Origin of the sequence: Hamadaea flava (assembly GCF_024172085.1) — a bacterium.
GTDB lineage: Bacteria > Actinomycetota > Actinomycetes > Mycobacteriales > Micromonosporaceae > Hamadaea > Hamadaea flava.
Map to the genome: position 1 here is coordinate 6,137,576 of NZ_JAMZDZ010000001.1, position 14,490 is coordinate 6,152,065.

Here is a 14,490-nt window from a genome sequence, read left to right on the forward strand (position 1 = left end):
CCGCCCCAACCCTCAGGATGGGACGACCGGCGTCCGGGAAGGAGTCGGGTCAGTCGGGGACGCGGCGGTACGCCCCGTCGCTGGCGCTGGTCGTCATCGACGCGTACGCCCGCAGCGCCGCGCTGATCGGCCGGACCCGGTCGACCGGCGTGTAGGGCCGATCGCGCTTGTCCTGGGCGACGCGCCGGGCGTCGAGGACGTCCTGCGGCACCTCCAGGACGAGGCTGCGCGCCGGGATGTCGATGCTGATGATGTCGCCGGGCTCGACGAGCGCGATGAGACCGCCGCCGGCCGCCTCGGGCGAGATGTGCCCGATCGACAGCCCGCTGGTGCCGCCGGAGAACCGGCCGTCGGTGATCAGCGCGCAGCTCTTGCCGAGGCCCCGCCCCTTGAGGAAGGAGGTCGGGTAGAGCATCTCCTGCATGCCCGGCCCGCCCTTGGGTCCCTCGTAGCGGATGACCACGACGTCGCCGGGGACGATCTGGCCGGCGAGGATGCCGGTGACCGCGTCGTCCTGGGACTCGAACACCTTCGCCGGTCCGCTGAAGCGCCAGACCTCCTCGGGCACGCCCGCCGTCTTGACCACGCAGCCGTCCTCGGCGAGGTTGCCGTGGAGCACGGCGAGCCCGCCGTCGGCGGTGTACGCGTGCTCGACCGAGCGGATGCAGCCGCCCGCCGCGTCGGTGTCCAGCGTCGCCCACCGGTTCTGCGTGGAGAACGGCTCAGTCGTACGCACTCCGCCCGGAGCGGCGTGGAACAGCTCTATGGCCGCGTCGCTGGTAGACCCGCTGCGGATGTCCCACTCGGCCAGCCACGACGTCAGGTCGGGGGAGTGCACGGAGTGGACGTCGCGGTGCAGCATCCCGCCGCGGTCGAGTTCACCGAGGATGGCGGGGATGCCGCCGGCCCGGTGGACGTCTTCCATGTGGTACTTCGGCGAGTTCGGCGCCACCTTGGCCACGCAGGGCACCCGCCGCGAGACGGCGTCGATGTCGGCGACGCCGAAGTCCAGCTCGGCCTCGCGGGCCGCGGCGAGCAGGTGCAGCACGGTGTTGGTCGAGCCGCCCATCGCGACGTCGAGCGCGACCGCGTTCTCGAACGCCTCGCGAGTGGCGATCGCCCGGGGCAGCACCGAGGCGTCGTCGCCGTCGTAGTAGCGCTTGCACAGGTCGACGATCAGGCTGCCGGCCCGCTCGAACAGCTCCTTGCGGGCGGCGTGGGTGGCCAGCGTGGACCCGTTGCCCGGCAGGGCCAGGCCGATCGCCTCGGTGAGACAGTTCATCGAATTCGCGGTGAACATGCCGGAGCAGGAGCCGCAGGTCGGGCAGGCCGACCGCTCGATGCGGTCCAGGTCCGCCTCGCTCACGGAGTCGTCGGCCGCCGCGACCATCGCGTCGATCAGGTCGAGTTTCTCGTGGACGACGCCCTCGATCGCGACCGTCTTGCCGGCCTCCATCGGGCCGCCGGAGACGAAGACCGTCGGGATGTTGAGCCGCAGCGCGGCCAGCAGCATGCCCGGCGTGATCTTGTCGCAGTTGGAGATGCAGACCAGCGCGTCGGCGCAGTGCGCCTGCACCATGTACTCCACGGCGTCGGCGATCAGCTCGCGGCTCGGCAGCGAGTAGAGCATGCCCGCGTGGCCCATCGCGATGCCGTCGTCGACCGCGATCGTGTTGAACTCGCGACCCACTCCGCCGGCCGCCGCCACCGCGTCGGCGACGAGGCCGCCGAGGTCCTTGAGGTGGACGTGACCCGGTACGAACTGGGTGTAGCTGTTGGCGATGGCGACGATCGGCTTGCCGAAATCGTCGTCGGTCATGCCGGTGGCGCGCCACAGCGCCCGTGCGCCCGCCATAGTCCGGCCGTGCGTGGAGGTCCTCGACCGCAGCTCAACCATGCTGGAAAGTCTGCCACCGAGATCCCGGAACGGCTCGCCGGGCACCCGCCCCGGTCCATCTGTCGGGAACCCGTCGGGTGAACTCCGAATTGTTAACTCCGAATCGCACAGCGGGTGCGGAAAGGATCTTTTCGGTACGGCAGAGTGGAATCGTGCTCCTCCCCTCGGGACTGCCGGCAGCCGCTCCGCTGGAGCGGCCGCTGGTCCTCGCAGCCTCGGTGAGCGCGATAGTCGCGCTGCCGGGCGCCTGGTCCCTGTGGCGGGCGGCCCGTGCCGGCGGCCGGTCCTCCCGCGGCCCCCGGCTGCTTGCCGTCGGGGTCGTGGTGGTCCTGGCCGGGCCGCTCCTCGCAACCTTCGCCGCAGTGGCGTTCCTAGCCGACGGCTGGCAGGACGATCGGCACGAACGCATGATGCTGGGCGCGCTGATCGCGCTCGGGGCCATCGTCGGCGCCCCGATCCTGGGCTGGGGGCTGCTCCGGCTGCCCGGCATCGGCGACACCCCGGGCGTACGCACAAGGCACCTCCTCGACGGGCTGACCATCGGAGCCGCCCTGTTCATCTGCGGCTGGGTGTTCGTCGTGAACCCGAACTCGGCCCTGTTCCCGCTGCCGAGCCGGGGCGGCTGCGTACCGATCGCCGTGGCCGCCGTGCTCACTCCGCTGACCGCCGGGCTGGCCCTGACGCTGTCGAGCCGGGTGCAGCCGCCACGGCGGCCGATCGCGCGGGCGGCCATCGGGGGTGCGCTCGCCGTCGTCGCCGAGACCGCGCTCGGCACCGGCATCTGCTACGGCTTGACCTGGATGATCCTGGTCGGCGGCGGATTGCTGCCGCTCGGCGTCGGGCTGATGGCCGTCCGCCCCCGCTGGCGGGACGTCCGCGCCGAACTGGAGCTGCCCGCCCCGACGTCGGGCCTGCTCACCGCGTTGACCCCGGTCTTCGCCATCCTGGTGGCGACCACGTACCAGGCGTCGCGCAACGAGGGCACCCTCGACCTGCCGACCATCATCGCCGGCATGGTCGTCGGCCTGCTCCTGGTCGCCCGGCAGCAGCTGGGTTACCTCGACGTGAAGCGATACGCCACCCGCCTGGCCGACAGCGAGCGCCACTTCCGGGAGCTGGCCCACACCGACCCGCTGACCGGGCTGAGCAACCGCCGAGGTCTGCTGCGGACCCTGTTCGAGGACGCGGTCGGCGGCCCGCCCTGCACTCTGCTCGCGATCGACCTGGACGGCTTCAAGAACGTCAACGACATGCGGGGCCACGACGTCGGCGACGACGTCCTGGTGGAGGTCGGCCAGCGGCTGCGGCTCAACCTGCGCCCCGGCGACGTGGCGGCCCGCCTCGGCGGCGACGAGTTCGCGGTGCTCATGTGGGCCCGCCCGACCGAGGCGATGCTCGTAGCCGACCGGCTGCTCGGCGTCCTGTGCCGCCCCTATCAGGCCCGTCAGGGCATGGTCTACCTCTCGGCCAGCATCGGCCTCGCCGGCTGCAAGGAGGCCGACAGCGTGCCGATGCTCATGCGCAACGCCGATCTCGCGCTGCGGTTCGCCAAGCAGCGCGGCAAGAACCGGGTCGAGGAGTACTCGCAGGAGTACGACGAATGGCTGCGGCGGCGTACGACGGTCGAGCACGAGCTGCGCGGCGCGATCGAGCGTGACGAACTGCGCGTGGTGTTCCAGCCGGTGGTGTCCCTGCCGTCGATGCGCCCGATCGGGGCCGAGGCGCTCATGCGGTGGCACCATCCCGAACTCGGCACGATCAACCCCGACGAGTTCATTCCGATCGCCGAGGACTCCGGCCTCATCGTCCAGCTCGGCACCTGGGTCCTGAACGAGGCCTGCCGCCAGCTCGCCCGGTGGCTCGCCGACGGCCACGACGTCTGGGTGTCGGTCAACGTCTCGCCGCGCGAACTGCACCCCGCGGAGTATGTGACCCGCGTCGCCGACGTGCTGCGGTCGCATCGCGTACCGGCGTCGCGGCTCGTCTTCGAGGTCACCGAACAGGCCGTCGCCACCGACCTGGAGGAGCTGAAGGCCCGGCTCGCGGCCCTGCGCGACATGGGCGCGCGGATCGCCCTCGACGACTTCGGCTCCGGCTACTCGTCGCTCGGGCAACTGCGCCACCTGCCTGTCGACATCCTCAAGATCGACCACAGCCTGGTCTGGGACACCGGGGTCCGCGAGTCGCAGCCCGCCCCGATGGTGGACGTGGTGGTACGCATGGGGCACCGCCTCGGGCTGGAAGTCATCGCCGAGGGGATCACCGACAAGGCTCAGCGGGCGACGGTGGAGCGGGCCGGCTGCCGATTCGGCCAGGGCAGCCTCTTCGGCTGGGGAGTGCCGGCGGAGCACATGGAAGCGCTGCTCGCTTCGGCCCAGCCGGCCCACGTGCCGCCCGTGATCCCGCCCGCGCTGCCGGCGCAGACGACACCGCTGTCCCAGAAGCTGGGAGAAGTTGACTCAGCGGCTGAGATGCGTAAGAGTTGAGGCCATGTCGACCCGGCACGTCGCCCGAGTACTTACCTGAGCGCACTCTCAGCAAGATCGAGAGTGCGCTAGCCCCGTGCATACAGCACGAGGGCTTTTTTGTTGCTTGAGTTACGGCCGTTGGGGTTACCGAGAGGCAGAAGATGACCAGACCCACACCGGAGGCGCTCGCCCAGCGGGCCGCCGCCCATCGCACGGCGGCCACCCCGCCGCCGCCCGCACCCGTTCAGGTGACCGGCGCGCAGAGCCTGGTCAAGTCGCTCGAGGCGCTCGGAGTAGAGGTGATGTTCGGGATTCCGGGCGGCGCCATCCTCCCGGCGTACGACCCGATCTTCGACTCCTCCGTCCGGCACATCCTCGTCCGCCACGAGCAGGGCGCGGGACACGCGGCGACCGGCTACGCGCAGGCCACCGGCAAGGTGGGCGTCTGCATCGCGACGTCCGGTCCCGGCGCGACCAACCTCGTCACGCCGATCGCCGACGCGTACATGGACTCGGTGCCGATCGTGGCGATCACCGGGCAGGTGGCGCGGCCCTCGATCGGGTCGGACGCCTTCCAGGAGGCCGACATCCAGGGCATCACCCTGCCGATCACCAAGCACAACTTCCTCGTGCAGGAAGGCGAGGACATCCCCCGGATCCTGGCCGAGGCATTCCACCTGGCCGCGACCGGCCGGCCAGGCCCGGTGCTGGTCGACATCCCCAAGGACGTGCTCACCAACCAGACCACCTTCAGCTGGCCGCCGACCCTGGACCTGCCGGGCTACCGGCCGACCCTGCACCCGCACGGCAAGCAGATCCGGGAGGCCGCGCGGCTGATCTCGCAGGCCAAGCGCCCGGTCCTCTACGTCGGCGGCGGCGTGCTGAAGGCGCAGGCGACCGAGGCGCTGAAGGAGCTGGCCGAGCTGACCGGGGCGCCGGTGGTGACCACCCTGATGGCGCGCGGTGCGTTCCCCGACTCGCACCCGCAGCACCTGGGCATGCCCGGCATGCATGGCACCGTCGCCGCGGTGTACGCCCTCCAGCGCTCGGACCTGCTGATCGCCCTGGGCGCGCGGTTCGACGACCGGGTGACCGGCAAGCTGGAGACGTTCGCGCCGGACGCGCACATCATCCACGCCGACATCGACCCCGCCGAGATCGGCAAGAACCGCACGGTGGACGTGCCGATCGTGGGCGACGCCAAGCACGTCATCGAGGAGCTGCTGACCGCCCTCGCCGGGCAGGACGAGACGAGCCGCCGGCGGCTGGCCGAGTGGTGGAGCCAGCTCGACCAGATGCGGACCACCTACCCGCTGGGCTATGACGAGCCCTCCGACGGCACCCTCGCCCCGCAGTACGTCATCGAGCGCATCGGAGCGATCGCCGGACCCGACGCGATCTACGTCGCGGGCGTGGGCCAGCACCAGATGTGGGCCAGCCAGTTCATCAAGTACGAGAAGCCGGGGACCTGGCTGAACTCGGGCGGCCTCGGGACCATGGGGTACGCCGTCCCCGCCGCCATGGGCGCGAAGGTCGGCCGGCCCGGGACGGTGGTCTGGGCGATCGACGGCGACGGCTGCTTCCAGATGACTAACCAGGAGCTGGCGACCTGTGCCCTCGAAGGCATCCCGGTCAAGATCGCCGTGATCAACAACGGCAACCTGGGCATGGTCCGGCAGTGGCAGACGCTGTTCTACGGCGAGCGTTACTCCAACACCGACCTGGGTACGCACAAGCACCGCATCCCCGACTTCGTGAAGCTCGCCGAGGCGCTGGGCTGCATCGGGCTGCGCTGCGAGAGCGCGGCCGACGTCGACAAGACGATCGAGGCCGCGATGGCGATCGACGACGCCCCCGTCGTGGTGGAGTTCGTGGTCGGCAAGGATGCGATGGTGTGGCCGATGGTGGCCGCGGGCACCAGCAACGACGAGATCATGTTCGCCCGGGGCGTGCGCCCCATCTTCGACGAGGACGACCTGTGATGGCCACGAAGCACACGCTGTCGGTTCTGGTGGAGAACAAGCCGGGCGTGCTCGCCCGAGTCTCGGGGCTGTTCTCCCGGCGCGGGTTCAACATCGACTCGCTCGCGGTGGGGGAGACCGAGCACCCGGAGATCTCCCGGATCACCATCGTCGTGGACGCGGAGACCCAGCCGCTGGAGCAGGTCACCAAGCAGCTCAACAAGCTGATCAACGTCCTGAAGATCGTGGAGCTGGAGCCGGCCGCCTCGGTGCAGCGCGAGCTGCTGCTGGTGAAGGTCCGCGCCGATCGGCCGATCCGGTCGCAGGTGCTGGAGACGGTGCAGCTGTTCCGGGCGCGCGTCGTGGACGTGGCCGCGGACGCCCTCACCATCGAGGCGACCGGGACCTCCGAGAAGCTCGACGCGCTGCTGCGCGACCTGGAGCCGTTCGGCATCAAGGAGATGGTGCAGTCGGGCCGGGTCGCCATCGGCCGCGGGTCGCGCTCCATCACCGCCGCGCCCGCGCTCCGATCCGCCGCCTGATCCGTTCTACATATTGAGACATCCCGTCCCACCGTACGGGCCAGTGACGGCCCGGCGGCAGGATGAGCAAGGTTTGCCCAGGAAGGAAGAGTTCAAGTGACCGAGGTTTTCTACGACGACGACGCCGACCTCTCGGTGATCGCCGGCCGCAAGGTCGCGGTGATCGGCTACGGCAGCCAGGGACACGCGCACGCGTTGTCGCTGCGTGACTCGGGCGTCGACGTCCGGGTGGGCCTGCCCGAGGGCTCGAAGAGCCGGGCCAAGGCCGAGGAGCAGGGTCTGCGGGTCGTCACCCCGTTCGAGGCGGCGGCCGAGGCCGACGTCATCATGATCCTCGCGCCGGACACCGCCCAGCGGAAGATCTACGCCGAGGCCATCGAGCCGAACCTGACCGCCGGCAAGGCGCTCTTCTTCGGGCACGGCCTCAACATCCGGTACGGCCTGATCAAGCCGCCCGCCGACGTCGACGTGGCGATGGTCGCGCCGAAGGGCCCGGGTCACCTGGTCCGGCGTCAGTACGTCGACGGCAAGGGCGTGCCGTGTCTGGTCGCCGTCGAGCAGGACCCCACCGGCGGTGCGCTCGCCCTGGCCCTGTCGTACGCCAAGGGCATCGGCGGCACCCGCGCCGGCGTCATCCAGACCACCTTCACCGAGGAGACCGAGACCGACCTCTTCGGCGAGCAGGCGGTCCTCTGCGGCGGCACGGCCGCCCTGGTGCAGACCGGCTTCGAGGTGCTGACCGAGGCGGGCTACTCGCCGGAGATCGCGTACTTCGAGTGCCTGCACGAGCTGAAGCTCATCGTGGACCTCATGTACGAGGGCGGCATCGCCCGGATGCGGTACAGCGTCTCGGACACCGCCGAGTACGGCGACGTGACCCGCGGCCCCCGCGTCATCAACTCCGCCGTCAAGGACGAGATGCGCAAGATCCTGGGTGAGATCCAGTCGGGCGAGTTCGCCCGCGAGTGGATCGCCGAGGACGACGCCGGCCGCCCGAACTTCACCAAGCTGCAGCAGCAGGGCGCGGACCACCCGATCGAGGAGGTCGGCAAGAAGCTGCGCGGAATGATGAGCTGGGTCGACCGGCCGATCACCGAGACCGCCTGAGTTTTTCCGCCAACAGCTGGAACCTTCAGGTAAGGACGGGCCACGCCGGGGCGATCCTCCGGAGCGTGGCCCGTTTTTTGTGCCCCGTTTTGACGTATTGCGTAACGCAGAGTTCATCCACTTGGCGCTCCCCGAAATCCCATGGGTGGGTGCTTTATCGTCCGTTCAGGTATCGTCCGGCCATGCGGTTGGAGTATTCGTACCGAACGGAGCGGTTCGGCGCCGTCCGAATCAGCCCGTTGCAGCGAGTCGTCGAGATCGATGGCTCCGCGGCCGACAACGAGGTCGAGCGGGTCCAAGGGGACGGCTCGACCCGGGTAGTCGGCCGGGACACGCTCCGGGGGATCGAGCGCGACATGGTCATCGTCGTCCCCTGCATGAACGAGCCGCGCCGGGTGATCGAGGGAGTTCTGGCGGGCATCCCGCACGACTGCCTCATCGTCCTCGTCTCGAACAGTGACCGGACCCCCGTGGACCGGTACGACATCGAGCTGCGCTCGCTGGAGGAGTACTGCCGGTTGGCCAACCGGCCGGCTCTGGCGGTGCATCAGCGCGATCCGGGGGTGGGCGCCGCGATGAAGGCGGCGGGCATGCCCGAGATCGTCGACGAGTCCGAAGGCGGCGTACGCCGAGGCAAGGGTGAAGCGATGATCCTCGCCATGGCGCTGGCCGCCATGAGCGGGCGTCGCTACATCGGTTACGTGGACGCCGACAACTACGTCCCCGGGTCGGTCCACGAGTACTGCAAGGTCTACGCGGCCGGTCTCGCGTTGGCCGACAGTCCTTACTCGATGGTCCGCATCGCGTGGGACTCCAAGCCGAAGGTCCGCGACGGGCGGCTGTTCTTCAGCAAGCGCGGGCGGACGTCGGAAGTCACCAACGACTTCCTCAATCGGCTGCTCGCCGAGTACTCCGGATTCGGCACCGACGCGATCGTCACCGGCAACGCCGGTGAGCACGCGCTCAGCCTGGAGCTCGGCCTGCGGATGCGGATGGCCGGCGGGTTCGCCGTCGAGCCGTTCCAATTCGTCGAACTGTTCGAACAGTTCGGCGGGGTGCTGCCGGACGCGTCACCGGTCCCGCCCGAGGTGGGCGTACCGATGTTGCAGATCGGCACGTGCAATCCGCATTTCCACGACAACAAGGGCGACGAGCACGTCCAGTCGATGCGCTTCCAGGCGCTCAACGTGCTCTACCACTCCCCGGTCTGCCCGCCCTCCCTGCGTACGGAGATCTTGGATTTCCTGATCCTGCAGGGGGCGCTGGAGCCCGGTCAGGAGCCGCTGCGGGAACGCGTCTACCCGCCGGTCGGCACCCTCGCCCTGGATCGCCTCTACGACGTGCTCGCCGGTGAGGCGACGTCGTTCCGTCAGTTCGGTCACAAGGTGACCGCTGTGACACCGCGCACGGTCGTGCCGATCGAGCGGGGTGTCGTGCACGACACGGTTCGGGAGACATCGGTGCTCGCATAGGCCGTTGCCCGCCCGGGACGCGCCCGATAGCGTCCCGGACGGGGTGACGTGATGACCGTCACGCCGTGCCAGCCCAGCGCCGGATGCCCCATAAGCCGTACGATTCGCCTGGTAGAGCCCGAGCGCGGCGTTGCGTTCCGGCGGTCCTCCCCACCACGGAGCGGCCGTCTGCGGCGTGCCACCAGCACACGTCATGTCGCGGGCCGGTTTCTCTTTTCTGCCCTGGCCCGTCCGGCCTGGATCACAAGAATCCCGTGAGGCAACAGTGACTCCCGTCGTTCTCATCGCCGAAGAGCTCGCTCCTGCGGCCCTCGACGTCCTCGCCCACGACTTCGACGTCCGGCACGTCGACGGCACCGACCGCCCGGCCCTGCTCGCCGCGCTCGCCGAAGCCGACGCCGTGATCGTCCGAAGCGCCACCAAGATCGACGCCGAGGCGATCGCCGCCGGTTCCCGGCTCAAGGTCGTGGCCCGTGCCGGTGTCGGCCTGGACAATGTCGACTCCGCCGCCGCCACCGCCCGAGGCGTCATGGTGGTCAACGCGCCGACCTCCAACATCGTCTCCGCCGCCGAGCAGGCCGTCGCGCTGTTGCTCGCCGTCGCCCGGCACACCGCCGTCGCGAGCGCCTCGCTCAAGAAGGGCGAGTGGAAGCGCTCGAAGTTCACCGGCGTCGAGATCCAGGGCAAGACGGTCGGCGTCGTCGGCCTCGGCCGGATCGGCGTGCTTTTCGCGCAGCGGATGGCCGCGTTCGGTACCCGGCTCATCGCGTACGACCCCTACGTCCAGCCGGCCCGCGCCGCTCAGCTCGGCGTCCGCCTGGTCGGCCTGGAGGAGCTGCTCCGCGAGTCCGACTTCATCTCGGTCCACCTGCCGAAGACCCCGGAGACGCTCGGCCTCATCGGCGTCAACGAGCTCAAGATGGTCAAGCCCGGCGTACGCATCGTCAACGCCGCCCGCGGTGGGCTGATCGACGAGGCCGCCCTGGCCGACGCGGTCGCCGACGGTCGGGTCGCCGGCGTGGGCCTGGACGTCTTCGCCAAGGAGCCGTGCACCGACTCGCCGCTGTTCGCCTTCGACAACGTCGTGGCCGTCCCGCACCTGGGCGCGTCCACCGCCGAGGCGCAGGACAAGGCGGGCCTGGCCGTCGCCAAGAGCGTGAAGCTCGCGCTCCAGGGCGAGTTCGTGCCGGACGCCGTCAACGTCCAGGCCGGCGGGGTCGTGGCCGAGGCGGTCCGCCCGCTGCTGCCGCTCGCCGAGAAGCTCGGCAAGGTCTTCACCGCCGTCGCCGGCGGAGTCGCCGCCAGCGTGACGGTCGACGTCCGCGGCGAGATCATCGCCAACGACGTGTCGGTCCTCAAGCTCGCCGCGACCAAGGGCCTCTTCGGCGCCGTCGTCGAGGAGCAGGTCACCTACGTCAACGCGCCGCTGCTCGCGGCGGACCGCGGCGTCGAGGTCGAGCTGGTCACCTCGGCCGAGGTCGTGGGCCACAAGAATCTCGTGACGGTACGCGGAGCGAAGCCGAACGGTCGCGTCGTCACCGTCTCGGGCACGGTGGTGTCGAACGGCTTCCGCGACCAGGTGAAGCTGACCGCGGTCGACGACTTCGACCTGGAGCTGGACGCCGAGGGCGTGCTCCTCTTCTTCCGGTACGCCGACCGCCCCGGCATCGTCGGCACGATCGGCACCTTCCTCGGCCAGGCCGGGGTCAACATCGCCTCGATGCAGGTCTCCCGGCGGGCGGCCGGCGGTGAGGCGCTGATGACCCTGACGGTCGACAGTGGAATCGGTGCCGAGCTGCTCCAGCAGGCGGCCGCGTCGATCGGCGCGACTGCGGCGGCGGCGGTTGACCTCACCGAAGAGTGACCGGATGCTTGCTTTGCGTTGCGATGCCCGTTAACCTGCTGAAGTCCCCAGTGGACTTCGGGTCCGTCTTCGGGTGACGCGACCCGCATGTGCTCAAAACCGATGGCCGGGACGATTGCCGCGTCCCGGCCATCGGCGCACCCACCCCCAGTTGGCCCCGCGCCCACCCCCTTCCGCGCGATCATGAACCTATGGTCGTGATCGACCGGCGTGTCGCGTCCCGAGCGCCCTGATCGATCCCGCATGGGACTGATCAACTTGCCGCATCGAGATCAAGTGCCTGCAGCCCGCTGCGGCGGGTGAGAGCTAGCGAGCGGCGGCGTAGGTCGCCGAATGCAGCGCACGAGCCCTGGCCACGACCTCGCCGATCGGCTCCCGGAACTGGATCGCCGGGATGGCCAGCGCACCCTGAAGATGGCGAGCCTGCCAGCGCCGCCACGGCTTCGGCCGCGCCCGGCCCAATACGCCGTCCGCATCCCGAAGCCGGAACGAGAGCGACATCCCGTGGCCGAAGTCGACCCGTTCCACTTCGGCCCAGCCGAAGGTCAGCCCGAGGTGTGGGATGGTCACGCCGTCGGCGTCCATAGCGACGAGTGCGCCTCGTCCCCGTGGGGTGATCGCGGCCGCCGCGACATGAATCCCGCCGAGGCAGATTCCGAACGCCACCACGGTGCCCTTGGCCCAGGGCGCGAGTGCGGTCAGCACGGCGGGCGCGTCCTCGGCCACGACCTCGTCGACGCCATGGAGCAGGAACACCGTCATGGCGACGGTGAAGGCGCCCCACGTGACGGGGGCGAGATCGAAGCCGGGAAGGAACAGTCGTCGATGGGCGACGAACGGTTCGCTCGACGGCCGGTGTATCGCGTTGATCAGCGCCTCGGTGTTCACGCGCTCGACCTGCTCGATGTTGCGTCCGCTGAAGCCGTACCAGAACGCCCAGGTCACCATGACGACCAGGAAGGACAGGTACCAGGCGAGGATGAGGAGATCGACTCCGGCGGAGGAGTCGTACCGGATCGAGCGCGGCAGGAACGTGGGCAACAGGGCCAGCGCCATGTACGGGGACATCCAGACCATGAGGCGGCGGGCGCGGGCTCCCCAGTTCGCCGCCGCCCGCTGGATCGCCGGGTCCGGGTGCGGATACCCGCTTTCCGCTAGCTGCTGGATCTCCCTCCGCGTCGTACGCGGAAGGTCCCGCCAGCGCAGCGTCATCTGCCCTCCACCGATGCCCTCTTGTACGCGTGGGCCGTCTGGAGCAGTTCCACCAGGGGAGCCTGAAGCCAGCCGGCCCGGAGGAAGACGCAGCCCCCGTTGCGGGCGGCGGCGCGCCGCATCCGGCGGCTGACCAGGCTGGCTTCCGGATCGGCGAGGTGCAGGGCCAGCCCCAGGTGGTGGGTGTCCGAGTCGGGGATCGGCCAGATCGCGGCGATCTCCGGCCAGCGGAGCGTGATCCGGGCCTTCGGCAGTTCGACGCCGTCCGGCGTCAGCCGGAGCGCCACCCCGGGCAGCCGGGGCATGAACGGGCTGGAGTACGCCTCCACCGCGACGAAGAAGGGCAGGGCAGCGACGATGAGCACGTTGGCCAGGACGACTAGGCCGCGTCCGTCGGCGTAGGTGTACACCACGCAATAGACCAGCACGATCAGCGGGAATGTGTTGTCCAGATGCCACCAGCGCGTACGCACGTCGCGGCGATCCGGTGGCACATGGCCGGCGGCGCTCAGCGAATGCAACGCCTCGACTGCACGGGGTAGGGCGGATTGGCGTTTCACCGTGATGACGAGGCCGCCGAACACCAGCGCGACCCCGGGCACCGCCAGCAAGGGCGGAGCTTCCAACCACCACAGGAAGACGAGGCAGGCCATCGCGCCGGCCGCGACGATGGAACCGCGACGCTCCAACGTCCGGTAGGCGCGTACAGCTTCGTCGGGGGTGAGCGACGACTGCATCTCGCAATTGTGAGGGCTGCTCGCCACGTGCGGGGGGCGTACCAGAAAGTGGGACGCGAGTACCGCTTCGTAGGACGGTGGCCGTACAGTCGAGCGTACCCAACGGAGTGGAGACGTCGTGCGCATCGCAGTCGTGGCTGGTGACGGCATCGGGACCGAGGTGGTCGCCGAGGGACTCAAGGTGCTGCGCACCTTGCTGCCTTCCGTCGAGACCACCGAATACGACCTCGGCGCGGCACGATACCACCGGACCGGCGAGGTGCTGCCCGCCAGCGTCCAGGAGGAACTGGCCCAGCACGACGCGATCCTGCTCGGCGCGGTCGGTGACCCCAGCGTACCGCCGGGCGTCCTGGAGCGCGGGCTGCTGCTGAAGCTCCGGTTCGACTTCGACCAGTACGTCAACCTGCGCCCGAGCCGGCTGTGGCCGGGCACCGCCGGTCCGCTGGCCGGGGTGAAGCCGGGCGAGATCGACTTCGTCGTGGTCCGGGAGGGCACCGAGGGTCTCTACACCGGCGCGGGCGGCACCATGCACCGCGGGACGCCGGCCGAGGTGGCGACCGAGGAGAGCCTCAACACCCGGCACGGTGTCGAGCGCGTCATCCGCGACGCGTTCGAGCGGGCGACCCGGCGCGAGCGCCACAAGGTCACCATGGTGCACAAGACGAACGTGCTGAGCCACGCCGGCGGACTCTGGGCGCGGACGTTCGACGCGGTCAAGGCGGAGTACCCGGACATCGCGACCGAGTACCAGCACGTCGACGCGGCTTCGATGTTCATGGTGACGAACCCGCAGCGCTATGACGTGATCGTGACGGACAACCTGTTCGGCGACATCCTGACCGACATCGCCGCTGCGGTGACGGGTGGCATCGGCCTGGCGGCCAGCGGCTGCATCAACCCGCTTTCGGCGTACCCGTCGATGTTCGAGCCGGTGCACGGATCCGCACCGGACATCGCGGGCAAGGGCGTCGCGGACCCGGTGGCCGCGATTCTGTCGGTGGGTCTGTGCCTGGACCACCTCGGCCACCCCGAGGCGGCGCAGAAGATCAATGACGCGGTGGCGGCGGAGCTCACGCAGCGTAACGGCGCCGCGGTCGTGACCGCCGAGGTCGGCGACCGTGTCGCCCAGTTCGTATCCGGCGGCGCCGTAGTAGGCGCGCAGTAGCACCACGGCCCGGCCGTGGCCGGGCGCGAGCTTTCTCCCGTTGTCCGGCACAGCCCGGGTCTGCA

Annotated in this window: 10 protein-coding genes; 7 read left to right on the forward strand and 3 right to left on the reverse strand. The window is 70.0% G+C overall.

The genetic code is table 11. The annotated features are described in order from the left end of the window. Window positions 1-49 precede the first annotated feature (49 nt). Entirely contained in the window at window positions 50-1,897 is a 1,848-nt protein-coding gene (gene ilvD, locus HDA40_RS28745) for a dihydroxy-acid dehydratase (protein WP_253760928.1), read from the reverse strand. Window positions 1,898-2,049: 152 nt separating this feature from the next. On the opposite strand from ilvD, the gene HDA40_RS28750 reads away from it, so the two are divergent. The 6 genes from HDA40_RS28750 to serA all read left to right on the forward strand — a co-directional run bounded on the left by HDA40_RS28750 (window position 2,050) and on the right by serA (window position 11,311). Beyond that, on the forward strand, window positions 2,050-4,383 hold the full coding sequence (locus tag HDA40_RS28750; RefSeq protein ID WP_253760929.1) for a putative bifunctional diguanylate cyclase/phosphodiesterase: 2,334 nt from the start codon (window positions 2,050-2,052) through the stop codon (window positions 4,381-4,383). 143 nt (window positions 4,384-4,526) lie between these two features. Beyond that, window positions 4,527-6,347, forward strand: a complete 1,821-nt coding sequence (locus HDA40_RS28755) for an acetolactate synthase large subunit (RefSeq protein WP_253760930.1) — start codon at window positions 4,527-4,529, stop codon at window positions 6,345-6,347. Beyond that, window positions 6,347-6,868, forward strand: a complete 522-nt coding sequence (gene ilvN / locus HDA40_RS28760) for an acetolactate synthase small subunit (RefSeq protein ID WP_253760931.1) — start codon at window positions 6,347-6,349, stop codon at window positions 6,866-6,868. Before HDA40_RS28755 ends, ilvN begins: the two co-directional genes overlap by 1 nt. 96 nt (window positions 6,869-6,964) lie before the next feature. After that, entirely contained in the window at window positions 6,965-7,975 is a 1,011-nt protein-coding gene (ilvC, locus tag HDA40_RS28765; RefSeq protein WP_253760932.1) for a ketol-acid reductoisomerase, read from the forward strand. A gap of 182 nt (window positions 7,976-8,157) precedes the next feature. Further along, window positions 8,158-9,447: a mannosyl-3-phosphoglycerate synthase gene (gene mpgS, locus HDA40_RS28770; RefSeq protein WP_253760933.1), complete on the forward strand. Its 1,290-nt coding sequence runs from the start codon at window positions 8,158-8,160 to the stop codon at window positions 9,445-9,447. Between the two features lie 265 nt (window positions 9,448-9,712). Continuing rightward, a complete protein-coding gene (gene serA, locus HDA40_RS28775; protein ID WP_253760934.1) occupies window positions 9,713-11,311 on the forward strand; it encodes a phosphoglycerate dehydrogenase in 1,599 nt (532 codons plus the stop codon). Between the two features lie 306 nt (window positions 11,312-11,617). On the opposite strand, the gene HDA40_RS28780 is transcribed toward serA, so the two are convergent. Together HDA40_RS28780 and HDA40_RS28785 are read right to left on the reverse strand one after the other, a co-directional pair. Further along, window positions 11,618-12,523: a hypothetical protein gene (locus HDA40_RS28780; protein ID WP_253760935.1), complete on the reverse strand. Its 906-nt coding sequence runs from the start codon at window positions 12,521-12,523 to the stop codon at window positions 11,618-11,620. Then, window positions 12,520-13,260, reverse strand: a complete 741-nt coding sequence (locus tag HDA40_RS28785) for a hypothetical protein (protein ID WP_253760936.1) — start codon at window positions 13,258-13,260, stop codon at window positions 12,520-12,522. The genes HDA40_RS28780 and HDA40_RS28785 overlap by 4 nt, the downstream gene beginning before the upstream one ends. A gap of 118 nt (window positions 13,261-13,378) precedes the next feature. Between HDA40_RS28785 and HDA40_RS28790 the strand changes: the two genes are divergently transcribed. Next, window positions 13,379-14,425 (forward strand): 3-isopropylmalate dehydrogenase, encoded by a 1,047-nt coding sequence (locus HDA40_RS28790; RefSeq protein WP_253760937.1) that lies wholly within the window; start codon window positions 13,379-13,381, stop codon window positions 14,423-14,425. Window positions 14,426-14,490: the final 65 nt, after the last annotated feature.

What these genes read in the sequence shown, in the direction of transcription:
- ilvD (WP_253760928.1), bottom strand. Translation starts at nt 1,897, where the DNA reads ATGGTTGAGCTGCGGTCGAGGACCTCCACGCACGGCCGGACTATGGCG.
- HDA40_RS28755 (WP_253760930.1), top strand. Translation starts at nt 4,527, where the DNA reads ATGACCAGACCCACACCGGAGGCGCTCGCCCAGCGGGCCGCCGCCCAT.
- ilvN (WP_253760931.1), top strand. Translation starts at nt 6,347, where the DNA reads ATGGCCACGAAGCACACGCTGTCGGTTCTGGTGGAGAACAAGCCGGGC.
- mpgS (WP_253760933.1), top strand. Translation starts at nt 8,158, where the DNA reads ATGCGGTTGGAGTATTCGTACCGAACGGAGCGGTTCGGCGCCGTCCGA.
- HDA40_RS28780 (WP_253760935.1), bottom strand. Translation starts at nt 12,523, where the DNA reads ATGACGCTGCGCTGGCGGGACCTTCCGCGTACGACGCGGAGGGAGATC.
- HDA40_RS28785 (WP_253760936.1), bottom strand. Translation starts at nt 13,260, where the DNA reads ATGCAGTCGTCGCTCACCCCCGACGAAGCTGTACGCGCCTACCGGACG.